Raw genomic sequence first — 14,430 nt, forward strand, 5'->3', positions numbered from 1 at the left:
CGGCGGGGGTGCTGAACTCGGCGACGGGGGTGGAGGCGACGGTCGACTCGGTGTTCCAGATCGGGTCGGTCACCAAGGTGCTGACGGCGACGCTGGTGATGGGGCTCGTCGCGGAGGGGCTGGTGGAGCTCGATGCCCCGGTGGGCAGGTACCTTCCCGGGTTCCGGGAGGTGACCGTCCGGCAGCTGCTGTGCCACACGGCAGGGTTCGCGGGCGACGTGTTCACCGACACGGGCAAGGGGGACGACTGCCTGGAGCGGTACGTGGAACTGCTGGCGGACGTGCCGCAGATCTTCGAGCCCGGGGAGATGTTCTCCTACAACAACGCGGGCTACTGCGTGCTCGGGCGGATCGTCGAGGTCGTGCGGGGTGAGCCGTTCGACCGGTGCATGCGGGACCAGGTGTTCACGCCCCTTGGCATGACGCACGCGGCGAGCGATCCGTACGAGGCGATCCTGCATCGCGTGGCGGTGGGGCACCTCGGCGGACGGCCCGTCCCGGCCTGGGCGGGGGCGCGCTCGAACGCGCCCGCCGGGTCGATGCTCGCCATGACCCCGCGCGACCTGCTGGCCTTCGCCCGGGCGCATCTCGCCGACGAGGGGCTGCGGGCCATGCGGGAGCCGCAGGTCGTCCTGCCCGACATCGGCTGGGGGACGGCCTGGGGCCTGGGCTGGACGCGCTACGACCTGCCGGGCGGCCCGGTGTTCGGCCATGACGGCAACACCATCGGGCAGTCGGCCGTCCTGCGGGTGGACCCCGGCCGCGACGTGTGCGTGGCGGTCTTCACCAACGGCGGCGACCGCAAGCGCCTGATGAAGGAGATCCTGGGCAGGGTCGTCGAGTTGCCCGCCGAGCCCGTCCCGGATCCCGCGGCGGGCCCGGACACCTGGCGCTGTGCGGGCGTCTACGTGTCGAACACGAGCGAGACGACGGTGAGCGCGGACGAACGGGGACGGCTTTGGCTCGACCGGGTCCCCCTCGGCCTCGCGGTGGAGCTCGGCGACGAGCCGTACCGGACGGAACTGCTCGGCTGGCGGGGGGACTCCCTGCTGCCCGCGGAGCCCGGCCACGGGCCCGTCGCGTTTCTCGGTGACGACGGCGAGGGGCGTGCGCGTTACCTGCACACGGGAAGAGCCGACGTTCGCGTGGCCGGACGAACCGAAGCCTGAACACTCACCGTCCCCGGACAGGGTCTCGAATATCCGGTCAATCCGGCACAGGTTCCGGGTCGTCCGACCTTCGCGCCTACCGCTCCCGGACGGTGTAGGTCAGGTGCGTCACCCTCGGGGAGGGCTCCGCGCGTACCTGCTCCAGGGCCACGCGGCCCGCGTCCACGCCCTCGAACAGGCGGACTCCGGAGCCGAACAGCACGGGCGACAGCGCGATCGAGAACTCGTCGATCAGGCCGGCGTTCACGTACTCCAGGATCGTCGCGCCGCCGCCCGCGACGCGGACGTCGCGGTCGCCGGCGGCCTCGCGGGCCAGGTCGAGCGCGTGCTCGATGCCGTCGTTGACGAAGTGGAAGGTGGTCCCGCCCGGCCGCTCCCACGGGTCACGCTTCTCGTGCGTCACGACGAAGACCGGTGTGTGGAACGGCGCCTCCTCCGGCCACGCCTGCTCGCCGGCGTCGAACATGCGCTTGCCCATCACGCTCGCGCCGGTGCGCTCGAACGTCTCCCGCAGGATGTCGTTGTCGCGCCCCTCCTCGCCGCCCGCGCCGAGCTTCAGGTTCTCCCGGAAGAACCGCTGCGGGAAGACCCACCGCTGCAGTTCCATCCACTGCCGCCCCATCAGCTCCTCGGGAGACTCGGGCGCGATGAACCCGTCCAGCGACATCGACACGCTGAAGAACACTTTCCCGGCCATCAGCCCTCCGCTCCCTTCCGAACGATCTCGGTGATGTAGGCGGCGAGGTTGGCCAGGGTCTGCCGGCCGCCCTCGATCGCGTGGTATTTCTCGACCGCCTCGTCGCGCAGCTCCTTGGTGGGGAACACCGTGCGCATCTCGATCCGGGTCGCCGCGCCGTCGGGCTCGAACGTCAGGACCGACTCGAAGGCGTTCGGGTCGCCGCTGGACTCGCCGTGCAGCAGCGCGATCCGTTCCGGCGGGGCGATCTCGGTCCAGGAGATCCACTCGGCGTAGTCCGTGCCGTCCGGTCCGTGCATCACGAAGTCCCACTCTCCGCCGACGCGGAACTCGAACGACCGCGTGGTCGTGGTGAACCCCTCGGGTCCCCACCACCGTGACAGGTGCCGGATCTCGGTGAACGCCTCGAACACCAGCTCTGGTGGGGCGTCGATGACCCGGGAGATGACGATCTCGCGGTCCGCCGTCGCGGAAGGCGCCGGCGCTCCCCGTCCCGTTGCGCTCATCGGTTACTCCTCCTGCCTTGCCTGCTTCAGGTCCTGCACGTACGCGTCCAGCCGGTCGAAGCTCTCGTTCCAGAACCGCTCGAACCCGCCGGTCCACTCATGGATCGGCCGCAGCCCGCGGGCGTCGAGGCCGTACAGGCGCTGCTTGCCCGCCCTGCGGTCCCGTACCAGCCCGACCTCCCGGAGCACCCGCAGGTGTTTGGACGCCCCCGGCTGGGTCATTCCCAGCTCGCGGGCCAACTCGGTCACCGGCCGCTCACCCGTCCGCAGCAGCACCAGGATCTCCCGGCGCTGCGGCTCGGCGATCGCGTTGAAGACGTCCGACGTCGTCGCTGCTCGTGCCATGTGCGCCATCATATGCCCATATAGGCATGCGTCAAGCCGGCGGGCGGGCGTCGAACCGCCTGAGCCGACGGAGTGACTCTTCGAGCGCTTGGACCGTCGGCACGGCGTTGATTCTGGAAACGTCGGCCCGGCGGCTTTCAGAGGGGTCGTGCGGGGGTGACCGCATGGCAGTGGACGACCAGGTCGAACCACTGCCGGACGGTGCCACCGGTGGCGTAGGAGTCGTAGGGCGGTTCAGGGGTCTCGGTGGCGAGACCGCGCGTGGCGACCGGAGACCGCAGCCATTCGCGCACCTGATGACGGGTGTCAGGTCACCAGGTCGGCCACCGCTTCGGCGTTCCTGTTGCGCCGCAGCGCCCCTACCGCCGCCCCGGCGGCGAGGACGATGAACGGCAGCGCCACCAGGATCCAGCCGAGCGTCGACAGGCCCCATGACCGGGTCGCGGGGTCGACGCCCTCGGCCGCGGTCCCGGCCAGCAGGCCGAAGCGGGACACGAGGAGGTACATCCCGGCCACGAGGCCGACGATGGCGACGATGGGCGCGACCAGGGTGCTCCACACGCGGCCGGCGCCGGTGCCGCCGGTGTCGGGCTGGCGGCGGAAGTACGCGATCACGGCGATGGACACGAGGACCTCCACCAGCACGATCGCCAGTACCGCCAGGGCGCTGAACCAGGAGAACATGTGCAGCACCGGGTCCCGGTCGGTGATCCGGAACAGCAGGACGACGACCAGCGATGTCGCCGCGACCGCGGCGGTGCCGAACACCGGTGCGCCGCGCCGGTTGACCCGGCCGAGGACGGCGGGCAGCACGCCGGCGCGGGCCATCGAGAAGACGTAGCGCGCCGCGCTGTTCTGGAAGGCGAGCAGTCCGGCGAAGAGGCTGGACAGGACGAGCCAGCTCATCACCGTCGCCAGCCAGCCGCCGACGTACTCGGTGGCGACGCCGAAGATGACCGCCGCGGGGTCGGCCAGCGGGGTCCCGTCCACGGCCGAGATCTCGGCGACGTGGTCGCGGACGGCGTCGCTGCCGAGGCCGCTGACCACCGCCCAGGAGGTGAACGCGAACAGCACCGCGATCAGGGAGACGGCGATGTAGGTCGCGATGGGGACGCTGCGCTTGGGGTCCCGGCTCTCCTCGCCGTAGATGGCGGTCGCCTCGAAGCCGATGCAGGAGGCGAAGGCGAAGGTGAGCGCGATGCCCGCCGAGCCGGCGAAGCCGCCCTCGAAGACGCTGCCGGGTGCGAAGGAGGAGCCGAGCGACATGCCGTCCGGCCCGCCGCCGTGGAGCAGGACCGCCACGGCCAGGATCGCGAGCGACAGCACTTCGAGCAGCATCAGCAGGCCCAGCACCTTGGCTCCGACGTCCACGCTGAGCGCGGACATGCCGAGCACCAGGGCCCAGGCGATCAGGGCCCACACCCACCACGCCAGGCCGATGCCCAGCTCGGCGTCCATGTGGCCGGCCATGACGGCGCCGAAGAACCCGAAGACGGCGAGCTGGATCGTCAGGTAGGCGAGCAGGGAGACGAAGGCGGACGCCACGCCCGGGACGACGCCGAGCCCTCGCCCGACGTAGGCGAAGAACGCCCCGGTGTTGGTCACCCGGTGGCTCATCGCGGAGTACCCGACGCTGAAGACGAGCAGGACGAGGCCCACGACGAGGTAGGCGCCGGGCACGCCCGCGCCGTTGCCGAGGACGATGGCGATGGGGACGGCCCCGGTCATGCCGACCAGGGGGGCGGCCGCGGCGACGACGAAGAACACGATGCCCGCGATCCCGAGCTTGTTCCTCGCGAGGCGGCTCCCGCCTCCGTCAATCGGGTCGGCGTGCCGCAGACCCGTTCCGCTCTGCTCGGTCATACCCCTCACAGTCCTTTCGATCGGCCGCGCACGGCTATGCGTGACGGGGATCATACGGGGCCAAACGACTTTTGCAAATACCTCGTCCGCCCGCGATCGGATATTGTTTGGGGGCAAATGGGTTCCGCGCGGTGGACGGAGGGCGCATGCGGGCGCTGGTGATCGAGCACGACGCCTTCTCCCCGATCGGGCCGGTCGGAGACCGCCTCGTCCAGCACGGGTTCGAGGTCGCGGAACTGGTCGTCGTGCCGCCCGAACGGCACCTGGACCCCGGCGTGGAGATCACCTTCCCCGACCCGTCCGGATGGGACCTCGTCGTGACGATGGGCGCGCCGTGGTCGGTGGACGACGAGGCGGCGATCGGGAGCTGGATCGCCGACGAGCTCGCCATGCTGCGCAAGGCGCAGGGCATCGGCGTGCCCGTCCTCGGGATCTGCTTCGGTGGCCAGGCACTGGCGGCGGCGCTCGGCGGCGGGGTCGAACGCGCGCCGCGTCCCGAGATCGGATGGGGCGGGGTCGAGACGGCGGAGCCCTCGCTCGTCGGGCCCGGGCCGTGGTTCCAGTACCACTACGACCGCTGGATCATGCCGCCGGGCGGCGTCGAGATCGCCCGCAACGAGGTGGCGCCGCAGGCGTTCCGGATCGGGCGCAGCCTCGGCGTCCAGTTCCACCCAGAGATCACCGTGCGCGAGCTGGAATCGTGGCTCGCGAACGGCGGAGAGAAGGACATGCGGCGGCTTGGCCTCGACCCCGGATCGGTGCTCGACCAGACCCGGGCGCTGGCTCCCGCCGCCGAGCGCCGCGCCCACCGCTTCATGGACGCCTTCCTACGCCACGCCGGCCTCCTGTGAGCCGGCCTCCGCACCGCCGGACGCCCGTACGAGGGCGTTGAAGAGGCCCTGCTGGGCCGGGTCACGGGCCGCCGTGTCCTCCGGATGCCACTGGACACCGAGGAACCATCCCGCCGCACCGGGGAGTTCCATGGCCTCGATCGTGCCGTCGGCCGCCCGCGCGGCGACGACCAGCCCGGCACCGGGCGTGTCCAGACCCTGGTGGTGGTAGCAGGAGACGGCCGGGCGCCGGTCTTCGATCGTCTTGTGCAGCAGCGAGCCGTCCTCGACGGTGACCCGGTGCATGAGATGCCGGTGGTCGGGCTCCATGTGCTGGTGCAGCGTCCCGCCCGTCACCACGTTGACGACCTGGAGGCCCCGGCAGATCGCCAGCAGCGGCAGCCCGGCGGCGAGCGTGTGCCGGGCGACGGCCAGGTCGAACGCGTCCTGCTCCTCGTCCACGTCGTACAGGGCCTCGTGCTCGTCGGCCGCGCCGTAGTGGCGCGGGTGCAGGTCGCCGCCACCCGGCAGCAGGACGCCGTCGCAGCGGGCCAGCCGCCCGGCGACGTGCGCCGGATCGGCCGGATGCATGATGAAGGGCTCGCCGCCGCCGCGCCAGACCGCCTCGACCAGCGCGCGGGCCGCGACCTCGGCCGCGTGGCGCAGCGCCGAGGCGCCCGCCGAGAAACGGGCCGGGACGGCGATCAGCGGACGCGCGCTCACAGCGCGATCCAGGTGGTCTTGAGGTCGAGGTACTTGTCCAGGGCGTGCAGGGACTTGTCACGGCCGTTGCCGGACCGCTTGACGCCCCCGAACGGGACGCTCATATCGCCTTCCTCGTAGCAGTTGACCCACACGGTGCCGGCCCGGAGCGCACGGGACACGCGGTGCGCGGTCGACAGGTCCGAGGTCCAGAGCGCGGCGGCCAGGCCGTAGTCGGTGTCGTTGGCCAGCCGCACGGCCTCGCCGACGTCGTCGAACTCCAGCACGGCCAGCACCGGGCCGAAGATCTCCTCCCGCGCGATCCGCATGCCGGGCTTCACCTGATCGAAGACGGACGGGCGTACGTAGTACCCGTCCCCGTCGGGCGGGGAGCCGCCCGCGCGCAGGCGGGCGCCTTCGGCGTCACCGGCCTGCACATACGACAGGACACGGTCGCGCTGGCGGGCCGAGACCAGGGGACCCATCTGGGTGGCGGGGTCCAGCGGGTCTCCGACGGCCAGGGACCGCGCGCGGGCGACGATCCGGTCGAGCACCCGGTCGGCCACCGAGCGGTGGACGAGCAGCCGGGACGGGGCGGTGCACATCTCGCCGGCGTTGAAGAAGATCCCCCAGGCGGCGGTGTCCGCGGCGGCGTCCAGGTCGGGGGCGTCCGGCAGGATGATGTTGGGCGACTTGCCGCCCAGTTCCAGCCAGACCCGCTTGAGGTTGGAGCCGGCCGCGTACCGCAGGAAGTGGCGGCCGACCTCGGTGGAGCCGGTGAAGGCGATGACGTCGACGCCGGGATGCTCGCCCAGCGCCCGCCCGGTGATCTCCCCGCGCCCGTTGACGACGTTGAACACCCCGTCCGGCAGCCCCGCCTCGGCGGCCAGCGCGGCCAGGTGCAGGGCCGACAGCGGTGACTCCTCGGCGGGTTTGAGCACCGTCGTGCAGCCCGCCGCGAGCGCGGGCGCGATCTTCCAGGCGGCCATGGTGAGGGGGAAGTTCCACGGGACGACGGCGCCGACCACGCCCACCGGCTCGCGGGTGACCAGGGCGAGGGACCCGGCGTCGGTGCGGGGCGACTCGTCGACGAGCTTGTCGGCGGTCTCGGCGTACCAGCGCAGGCAGCCGAGCAGGGCGCGCACTTCGATGCCGTCCGCCTCGGTGACCGGTTTGCCCATCTCCAGGGAGACCAGCAGGGCCAGGGTCCGGCGGTCGCGCTCGGCGAGGTCGGCCAGCCGCAGGAGAGCGGCCTTGCGGTCGGCGGGGGCGAGCCGGGGCCAGGGCCCCTCGTCGAAGGCGTGCCGGGCCGCGGCCACCGCGCGGTCCACGTCCGCGGTCCCGGCGGCGGCCACCTCGGCGACCGTGCGGCCGTCCCGTGGCGAGACGACCGGGAACGTGGCGCCGTCACGGCTCGGCACGAAGGCGCCGCCGATGTGGTGGCCGGTGTGCGGGCTGAGCCGGGCGGCCCGCGTGCGCCACTCCTCGTACCGGACGTCGGTCATGGGCTCTCCGTTCAGCGGGTCGGAAGTCGGGCATCGTCAGCCGAGGAGGGCGTCGGTGCGCCTGACGACCTCGCGGCAGAAGGCGGCGACGCCGTCCGGGTCGTCGATGAACTGCGACGGCTTGATGCAGAAGGTGGTGAATCCCTGGGCGAGCTGCTCCGGAACGCTCTCCAGCGCGGGCGCGAGCGGAGCGCAGGAGCGGTCGTCCGGGAAGGTGGGGCGGGTCCCGCCGATCATTTCCAGGCCGGTCGCGTCGCGTCCCGCGCCGGCCATGGCCGTCCGCAGGCGCGCGAGTTCCTCGCGGGTGGGCCTGCCGAGCGGATGGAAGCCGTGCCCGTACCGCACCAGGCGGTCGAGGAGCCGGTCGTGCAGCCGTTGCCCCCCGAACCACATGCGTGGGCCGTCGGGCCGGTGGGCGCGCGGCTCGAAGTACACGTCCTCGAAGCCGTAGTGCCGCCCTCGGTAGGAGACCGGGGACCCCTGCCAGAGCAGGCTCCAGATCTCCAGTTGCTCGTCCAGGAGGGCGCCCCGCTTTCCGAACGGCACGCCCAGGGCGGCGTACTCGTCGCGGCTCCAGCTCACGGTGGGCTGCACCACCAGGCGTCCTTCGGAGAGCAGGTCGAGCGTGCCGAGGTCGCGTGCGAGCGCGAGGGGGTGCCGGAGCGGGGCGAGCACCGCCGCCGCGGCGAGCCGCAGCCGGGACGTCACCGAGGCGATCGCCGCGAGGAGCATCAGCGAGGACGGCCATGGCGTGCGGGGATCCTGGTTGCCCGGCAGCGCGTACTCCCGCGGGTTTCCCATGATGCCGCCGGCGCCGGCGCCGGCGTCCGGGCCGAGGACGATGTGCTCGCTGACCATGACGGCGTCGAAGCCGGCGTCCTCGGCCTCCCGCGCCCAGCGGACCAGGGCGGGCAGGTCCCGCCCGGCGGTCATCGTCCAGTTCTCGCTGAGCACGAGCACGAAGCGCGGAGGCTGCACTCCCCGTCCCCTCTCCAGGCGCCGATCTCCCGGTGACCTAGAATGTTCGGGCTCAAACGAACTGTCAAGCGGGGCCGCGCGAAGTTGACCGGGCGGGTCCGGCTCTCCTATTTTATTTGGGACCAAACGAACTGGAGGTGCCGCTATGGCAGATGTCGCGGGCGTCACCGTCGACACCGGCCACTGGATCGGCGGCGAACGGGTCGGCTCGGCCGCCGCGTTCACCGATGTCTCGCCCATCGGCGAGCAGCCCCTCGCCGAGGTCGCCCGGGGCGGGGCCGCCGAGGCGGACGCCGCCGTGACCGCCGCCTCCCGGGCGTTCCCCGGCTGGGCCCGCACGAGCCGGGAGGACCGGGCGCGGATCCTGCACGCGATCGCCGACGGCGTCGACAAGCGCGTCGAGGAACTCGCCCGGGTCGAGACGGCCGACAACGGGGCGCTCATCCGCTCCCACCGGCGCGGCGTGATGCCGCGCGTGGCGCACAACTTCCGGTTCTTCGCCGACCGCCTGCTGCGGCTCGGCCACGACGACTTCGAGACCCGGGGCCACCGCAACCACGTCGCCTGGGACCCGGCCGGGGTCTGCGCGCTGATCACCCCGTGGAACGCGCCGCTCATGCTGGCCACCTGGAAGGTCGCCCCCGCGCTGGCGGCGGGGAACACCGTCGTGCTCAAACCCGCCGAATGGTCCCCGCTCACCGCGTCCCTGCTCGCCGACGTCGCCGCCGAGGCCGGACTTCCCGACGGCGTCCTCAACGTCGTGCAGGGGCTGGGAACCGAGGCGGGCGCCGCCCTCGTCGCCAACCCGGAGGTGCGCAGGATCAGCTTCACCGGGTCGGTGGCCACCGCGCGGGACATCGCCGCCGCCGCGGCGCCCAACCTCACCCCGCTGTCGCTGGAACTCGGCGGCAAGTCCCCGCTGCTGGTGTTCGCCGACGCGGACCTGGACCTCGCCGTGGACCTGGCCGTGGAGCAGTACGACAACGCCGGGCAGGTCTGCCTGGCCGCGACGAGGCTGCTGGTCGAGGCGTCCGTCGCGGACGAGTTCACCGAGCGTTTCCTCGCCCGGGCGGGACGGCTCGTCCAGGGCGACCCCCGCGAGGAGGGCACCGACATCGGGCCGCAGATCCACCGCCGGCACTTCGAGCGCGTGGACGGATTCGTGCGCCGCGCGGCCGGCGACGGCGCGCGGGCGCTGATCGGCGGCGGCCCCAACACCGATCTCGGCGGCCTCTACTACCGGCCCACGCTGTTCACCGGCGTCCCCGAGGGCGCGGAGATCCTGACCGAGGAGGTCTTCGGTCCCGTCCTGACCCTGCAGACGTTCGAGACCGAGGAGCAGGCCGTCGCGATGGCCAACGGCACCCGTTTCGGCCTCGCCGCCACCGTCGCCACCGGGGACCCCGGGCGCGCGGCGCGCGTCTCCGAGCGCCTGGTCGCCGGGACGGTGTGGGTCAACTGCTTCTTCGTCCGCGACCTGCGGGCACCCTTCGGCGGGTCCCGCGAGTCCGGCGTCGGGCGCGAGGGCGGCGACTGGAGCTTCGACTTCTACTGCGATCTGAAGAACACGGTGATGGCCCCATGGGCGAAGTAGTCGGCGCGGGGCTGCTGGCCCACGTCCCCACGATCGTGCTGCCGGAGGTCACTCGCCGCGAGCTCAACGACGGCGACGACTCCACCCTGGTCGACGGCCTGAGGCGGCTGCGGACCGACGTGTTCGACCGGGTGGACGACTACGACACCGTCGTCGTCCTGGACTCCCACTGGGCGACCACGGTCGAGTTCGTGACCACGGCGCACGACCGGCGGGCCGGGCTGTACACCTCCGAGGAACTGCCGCGCGGCATGTGCCGCATGCCCTACGACTTCCCGGGGGATCCCGAGCTGGCCAGGGCCGTCGCGCGCCACGCCGACGAGCACGGCACCTGGATCACGCCGATCGACGACCCGTACCTGCCGATCTACTACGCCACCGTCAACCTCTGGACGTACCTGGGCGTGCGCGACGATCCGTACCTGGAGCTGCCGGGCAAGCGGTGGATGTCGATCGGCGTGTGCCAGACCGCCGACACCGAGGACTTCCTGCGCCTCGGCCGGGCACTGCGCGACGGGATCGCGACCACCGACCGGCGGGTCCTGCTCGTCGCCTCGGGCGCGCTGTCGCACACGTTCTGGCCGCTGCGGCAGATCCGCGACCACGAGGCGGCCGACCCGTCGCACATCTTCACCCCCGAGGCCCGCGCCGCCGACGAGGAGCGGATCGCGTGGCTGACGCGCGGCGACCACGCCCGCGTCCTCGACACGATGCCGGAGTTCCTGCGCTTCAGGCCGGAGGCCCGGTTCGGCCACTACCTGATGATGGCCGGCGCCCTGGGCGGGCGGGCCTGCACCGCCCCGGGCCGCCTGTACAGCGATTACGAGAACTCCGTCGGAACCGGCCAGGTGCACATCTGGTTCGACCGGCCCGAGAACGGATGGACCGCCTGATGCCCGAGCCCTCGACCGAGTACCGCAGGATCCTGCTGGACGGCGCCGACGTCCAGGTCGTCCGGGACGGCGACGACCTGGTCAGCGCGGACGGCCGCCGGGTGCGCGCCGAGGACGCCGTCCACCTGCCGCCGTGCAGGCCGACCAAGGTCGTCGCGGTACACCTCAACCACCGCAGCCGCGTGACGGAGTTCCGGGCCCGGCTGCCCGCCGCGCCGACCTACTTCCACAAGCCGGTCTCGGCGCTGAACGCCCACGGCGGCGCGGTCGTCCGCCCGGAACGGTGCAGGTACCTCAACTACGAGGGCGAGATCGCGATCGTCATCGGCCGGACGTGCCGCAACATCGCCCCCGCGGACGCGGGCGTCCACATCGCCGGCTACACCGTCGCCAACGACTACGGCCTGCACGACTTCCGCGACACCGACGCCGGCTCGATGCTGCGGGTCAAGGGCTCCGACACGCTCTGCCCGCTCGGCCCCGGCCTGGTCACCGGCTGGGACTTCCGCGGCAAGTACCTGCGGACCTACGTCAACGGCGAGCTGGTCCAGGACGGCGGCACCGACGAGATGGAGTGGGACATGCACTACCTCGTCGCCGACATCGCCCGCACCATCACCCTCTACCCCGGGGACGTGCTGCTGTCGGGCACACCCGCCAACTCACGTCCCGTGCAGCCGGGAGACGTGGTCGAGGTGGAGGCCGAGGGCCTCGGACGGCTGCGCAACCACATCGTCGCCGGTCCCGTCCCCGTCAGGGACGACGTCGGCGCGCAGCCCACCGAGTCCGAAGAGGTCGTGTCCACTGCGTTCGGCGGTGACTGGGAGTTCCGCGGCGTCCGCGCCCCGAGGAGGTAGCGACATGAAGGTCATCGTCGATATGGACAAGTGCCAGGACCACGGGCAGTGCGTGTTCGCAGCCCCCGAGGTCTTCCGCCTCAACGACGAGGGGCACCTGGAGTACGAGAGCGCGCCCGACGACTCCCTGCGCGACGAGGTGGAGGAGGCGGCCGACGTCTGCCCGCTCCAGGCCATCACGATCGAGGACTAGACGGTGCCCGGCGAAGCGGGTGGACGAATCGTCGTGGTCGGCGCGTCCCTCGGCGGCCTGCGGGCCGCCGAGCAACTGCGCGCCCTCGGGCACACCGGCGAACTCCTCGTCATCGGCGACGAGGCGCACCCGCCCTACAACCGGCCGCCCCTGTCCAAGGAGGCCCTCGCCGCCGGGGTCACCTTCGAGCGGGTGGCGTTCCGGATGCGGGCCGCCACCGCCGACGTCGACTGGCGCCTCGGGACGGCCGTCACCGGAGCGGACCTCACCGCGCGGGTCGTCCGGCCGGCCGACGGCACGGAGGTGCCCTACGACGGCCTGGTGATCGCGACGGGACTGCGGCCACGGCGCCTGGACGTCCCCGGGGCCGGCCCGCCGCGGCATGTCGTGCGGACCCTGGACGACGCCGCCGCCCTGCGCGAGCGCCTGCGCCCGGGGGCGCGGGTGACCGTGGTCGGGGCGGGCTTCATCGGGTGCGAGGTCGCCGCGACCGCCCGCACGCTCGGCGCGGACGTCACCGTGGTCGCCCCGGAGAGCGAGCCGATGCTCCGGCCGCTCGGTCCCGATCTCGGAGCCGAGCTTCGCCGTCGCCACGAGGAGCGGGGGGTGCGGTTCCTGCTCGGCCGCACGGTCGCCCGGTTCACCGGGTCCGGGCTGGAACTGTCGGACGGCTCGGCGGTGCGCGCCGAGGTCGTCGTCGAGGCGGTCGGGTCGGTGCCGTGCGTGGAATGGCTGGAGGGCAACGGGCTCGACCTGTCGGACGGTGTCCTGTGCGACGGCGGGCTTCGGGTCGAGGGACGCCCCGACGTCGTGGCCGTCGGCGACATCGCCCGGTTCCCCAATGCCCGGTATGACGACGTCCCCCGGCGGGTGGAGCACTGGAGCATCCCCACCGACACCGCCAAGCGCGCGGCGCGTGCCCTGCTCGGGCAGGACGAGGGGCCCTTCATGCCGCTGCCTTCGTTCTGGAGCGACCAGTACGACATGCGGCTGCAGTCGTTCGGCGCCCCGGCCCTCGGCGGTGACGACATCCGCGTGCTGGAGGGCGACCTCGGCGGCGAAGCGGTGGTCGGATACCACCGAGACAGCGGACTGGTCGGCGTGGTGATGCTCGGCTGCACCCGCCGCCGGCCCCACTACCGGAAGCTGCTACTGGACGGCATCCAGGTCACCGCGTCCTGACAGAACGAACGTGCCCCCGATGCCGGATGCGGCATCGGGGGCACTTCGCGGTATGTTCGTCCAGCGTCGTCCCCGCGGACAGCAGCGCGTTGATCCGCAGGCCGAGGTTTCCTTCACGCGCCTTCCGCTCGTACAGGGCGAGCCGGCCGAGGCCGATTCCGGGATCGGTGACGCTCGTGATCCCCAGGCTGTGCAGGAGGTCGATCGCGCGGTCGAGGACGTCCGAGACCTCCTCGTCGGTGAACGGCGGAACGTGCGCACCGATGAGTTCGCGCGCCGTCTCGCGCAGCACGCCGGTCGGCTCGCCGTCCGCGTCCTTCTCGATCACTCCGCCGGTCGGCGGCACGGTGTCGCGGGTGATGCCGGCCATCCGCAGCACGGCGGAGTTCACCGCGACCGCGTGGGCGGAGAAGTCCCGGAGGACCACCGGGTGGTCACCGGACACGGGGTCGAGGTCGGTCCGGCGCGGGGGGCGGGGCAGCCGGTTGTCGTTCCAGCCCTGCCCGCGGATCCAGGCGCCGGGCGCCGCGTCCGCCGCCGCGGTGCGCACGGCCGCCACCACCTCCTCGATCGTCGCCTTGTCGACGTCGATGGTGAACGGCGGGTAGTCGAGCCCGAAGCCGCCGAGATGCAGGTGCGAGTCGTTGATGCCGGGCAGCACCGTGCCGCCGCCCGCGTCGATCGTCTGCGTGCCGCGGCCCGCGAACCGGCGCATGTCCCTGTCGCGCCCGGCGCCGACCACGACGCCGTCGCGGATCGCGATCGCGTCGGCCGTGCGGAAGTGCTCGTCCATGATCAGGACCTTGCCGTTGCGGATGATCAGGTCGGCGGGCCCCCGTCCCCGCTCCCGGGGGGCGGCCGCCGCGGCCTCGGCGGGCAGGGATCCGGCGATCGCGATACCGGCCGCCGCGGCGGCCGATCCCTGCAGGAACCTACGTCGGTCGGCTCTGTTTCCCATCTACAGGCTCCGTTTCATGAGCGGCGCGCTCCGGCGGTCCTTGAATGTTCGGCCCCAAACGACATTCAGAATGTTCGGGCTCAAACGATCTGTCAAGGGTGCCGGAGCGGAGGCGGGGCCGGGGGAAGCGCCGTGCGGGAGGGCGTCAGCCGCGGGCG

The 14,430-nt window shown here is 72.5% G+C and carries 16 protein-coding genes; 7 read left to right on the top strand and 9 right to left on the bottom strand.

Translation table 11 applies throughout. The features are described from left to right. Positions 1 to 1,169: serine hydrolase domain-containing protein (locus E1289_RS30710; RefSeq protein ID WP_131986449.1), on the top strand; the 1,169-nt coding region annotated here is incomplete at its 5' end. A 76-nt stretch (positions 1,170 to 1,245) separates the two neighbouring features. Here E1289_RS30710 and E1289_RS30715 read toward each other — a convergent pair. The 5 genes from E1289_RS30715 to E1289_RS30730 all read right to left on the bottom strand — a co-directional run bounded on the left by E1289_RS30715 (position 1,246) and on the right by E1289_RS30730 (position 4,580). Then, complete coding sequence (locus E1289_RS30715) at positions 1,246 to 1,866, bottom strand: dihydrofolate reductase family protein (protein WP_131986451.1); 621 nt, start codon at positions 1,864 to 1,866, stop codon at positions 1,246 to 1,248. Continuing rightward, positions 1,866 to 2,372, bottom strand: a complete 507-nt coding sequence (locus E1289_RS30720; protein ID WP_131986453.1) for an SRPBCC family protein — start codon at positions 2,370 to 2,372, stop codon at positions 1,866 to 1,868. Before E1289_RS30720 ends, E1289_RS30715 begins: the two co-directional genes overlap by 1 nt. A gap of 3 nt (positions 2,373 to 2,375) precedes the next feature. Continuing rightward, complete coding sequence (locus E1289_RS30725) at positions 2,376 to 2,717, bottom strand: metalloregulator ArsR/SmtB family transcription factor (RefSeq protein WP_131986455.1); 342 nt, start codon at positions 2,715 to 2,717, stop codon at positions 2,376 to 2,378. 137 nt (positions 2,718 to 2,854) lie between these two features. Further along, positions 2,855 to 3,010 (bottom strand): hypothetical protein, encoded by a 156-nt coding sequence (locus E1289_RS38505; protein ID WP_165970673.1) that lies wholly within the window; start codon positions 3,008 to 3,010, stop codon positions 2,855 to 2,857. 13 nt (positions 3,011 to 3,023) lie between these two features. Beyond that, the gene (locus E1289_RS30730) at positions 3,024 to 4,580 is read right to left on the bottom strand and encodes an APC family permease (RefSeq protein ID WP_131986457.1); all 1,557 of its coding nucleotides are present in this window, start codon (positions 4,578 to 4,580) and stop codon (positions 3,024 to 3,026) included. Between the two features lie 146 nt (positions 4,581 to 4,726). On the opposite strand from E1289_RS30730, the gene E1289_RS30735 reads away from it, so the two are divergent. Further along, the gene (locus E1289_RS30735) at positions 4,727 to 5,431 is read left to right on the top strand and encodes a type 1 glutamine amidotransferase (protein ID WP_131986459.1); all 705 of its coding nucleotides are present in this window, start codon (positions 4,727 to 4,729) and stop codon (positions 5,429 to 5,431) included. Here the strand turns inward: E1289_RS30735 and E1289_RS30740 are convergent. From E1289_RS30740 to E1289_RS30750, 3 genes are read right to left on the bottom strand one after another with little or no spacing between them, the layout of a single operon-like run. Further along, on the bottom strand, positions 5,408 to 6,133 hold the full coding sequence (locus tag E1289_RS30740) for a gamma-glutamyl-gamma-aminobutyrate hydrolase family protein (RefSeq protein WP_131986461.1): 726 nt from the start codon (positions 6,131 to 6,133) through the stop codon (positions 5,408 to 5,410). The two genes, E1289_RS30735 and E1289_RS30740, sit on opposite strands and share 24 nt — an antisense overlap. Continuing rightward, a complete protein-coding gene (locus E1289_RS30745; RefSeq protein WP_131986463.1) occupies positions 6,130 to 7,617 on the bottom strand; it encodes an aldehyde dehydrogenase family protein in 1,488 nt (495 codons plus the stop codon). The genes E1289_RS30740 and E1289_RS30745 overlap by 4 nt, the downstream gene beginning before the upstream one ends. Positions 7,618 to 7,653: 36 nt before the next feature. Continuing rightward, positions 7,654 to 8,595 (bottom strand): TIGR03619 family F420-dependent LLM class oxidoreductase, encoded by a 942-nt coding sequence (locus tag E1289_RS30750; RefSeq protein WP_207929259.1) that lies wholly within the window; start codon positions 8,593 to 8,595, stop codon positions 7,654 to 7,656. Positions 8,596 to 8,740: 145 nt separating this feature from the next. Between E1289_RS30750 and E1289_RS30755 the strand changes: the two genes are divergently transcribed. Genes E1289_RS30755 through E1289_RS30775 form a run of 5 tightly spaced genes read left to right on the top strand, consistent with a single transcriptional unit; the run spans position 8,741 to position 13,314 of the window. After that, entirely contained in the window at positions 8,741 to 10,189 is a 1,449-nt protein-coding gene (locus tag E1289_RS30755; RefSeq protein WP_131986465.1) for an aldehyde dehydrogenase, read from the top strand. Then, entirely contained in the window at positions 10,177 to 11,082 is a 906-nt protein-coding gene (locus E1289_RS30760) for a 3,4-dihydroxyphenylacetate 2,3-dioxygenase (protein ID WP_131986467.1), read from the top strand. The genes E1289_RS30755 and E1289_RS30760 overlap by 13 nt, the downstream gene beginning before the upstream one ends. Beyond that, on the top strand, positions 11,082 to 11,939 hold the full coding sequence (locus tag E1289_RS30765) for a fumarylacetoacetate hydrolase family protein (RefSeq protein WP_131986469.1): 858 nt from the start codon (positions 11,082 to 11,084) through the stop codon (positions 11,937 to 11,939). The genes E1289_RS30760 and E1289_RS30765 overlap by 1 nt, the downstream gene beginning before the upstream one ends. Before the next feature lie 4 nt (positions 11,940 to 11,943). Then, complete coding sequence (locus E1289_RS30770; protein ID WP_131986471.1) at positions 11,944 to 12,132, top strand: ferredoxin; 189 nt, start codon at positions 11,944 to 11,946, stop codon at positions 12,130 to 12,132. 3 nt (positions 12,133 to 12,135) lie between these two features. Next, entirely contained in the window at positions 12,136 to 13,314 is a 1,179-nt protein-coding gene (locus E1289_RS30775) for an FAD/NAD(P)-binding oxidoreductase (protein ID WP_207929260.1), read from the top strand. Here the strand turns inward: E1289_RS30775 and E1289_RS30780 are convergent. Continuing rightward, on the bottom strand, positions 13,301 to 14,272 hold the full coding sequence (locus tag E1289_RS30780) for an amidohydrolase family protein (RefSeq protein ID WP_131986473.1): 972 nt from the start codon (positions 14,270 to 14,272) through the stop codon (positions 13,301 to 13,303). The two genes, E1289_RS30775 and E1289_RS30780, sit on opposite strands and share 14 nt — an antisense overlap. Between the last annotated feature and the right edge of the window lie 158 nt (positions 14,273 to 14,430).

Source organism: Actinomadura sp. 6K520, assembly GCF_004349245.1.
In the GTDB taxonomy this organism is placed as follows: Bacteria; Actinomycetota; Actinomycetes; order Streptosporangiales; family Streptosporangiaceae; genus Spirillospora.

Coding starts and splice junctions, on each gene's coding strand:
- E1289_RS30715 (WP_131986451.1), bottom strand. CDS start 1,866: ATGGCCGGGAAAGTGTTCTTCAGCGTGTCGATGTCGCTGGACGGGTTC.
- E1289_RS30720 (WP_131986453.1), bottom strand. CDS start 2,372: ATGAGCGCAACGGGACGGGGAGCGCCGGCGCCTTCCGCGACGGCGGAC.
- E1289_RS30725 (WP_131986455.1), bottom strand. CDS start 2,717: ATGGCACGAGCAGCGACGACGTCGGACGTCTTCAACGCGATCGCCGAG.
- E1289_RS30730 (WP_131986457.1), bottom strand. CDS start 4,580: ATGACCGAGCAGAGCGGAACGGGTCTGCGGCACGCCGACCCGATTGAC.
- E1289_RS30735 (WP_131986459.1), top strand. CDS start 4,727: ATGCGGGCGCTGGTGATCGAGCACGACGCCTTCTCCCCGATCGGGCCG.
- E1289_RS30745 (WP_131986463.1), bottom strand. CDS start 7,617: ATGACCGACGTCCGGTACGAGGAGTGGCGCACGCGGGCCGCCCGGCTC.
- E1289_RS30755 (WP_131986465.1), top strand. CDS start 8,741: ATGGCAGATGTCGCGGGCGTCACCGTCGACACCGGCCACTGGATCGGC.
- E1289_RS30760 (WP_131986467.1), top strand. CDS start 10,177: ATGGGCGAAGTAGTCGGCGCGGGGCTGCTGGCCCACGTCCCCACGATC.
- E1289_RS30765 (WP_131986469.1), top strand. CDS start 11,082: ATGCCCGAGCCCTCGACCGAGTACCGCAGGATCCTGCTGGACGGCGCC.
- E1289_RS30770 (WP_131986471.1), top strand. CDS start 11,944: ATGAAGGTCATCGTCGATATGGACAAGTGCCAGGACCACGGGCAGTGC.
- E1289_RS30780 (WP_131986473.1), bottom strand. CDS start 14,272: ATGGGAAACAGAGCCGACCGACGTAGGTTCCTGCAGGGATCGGCCGCC.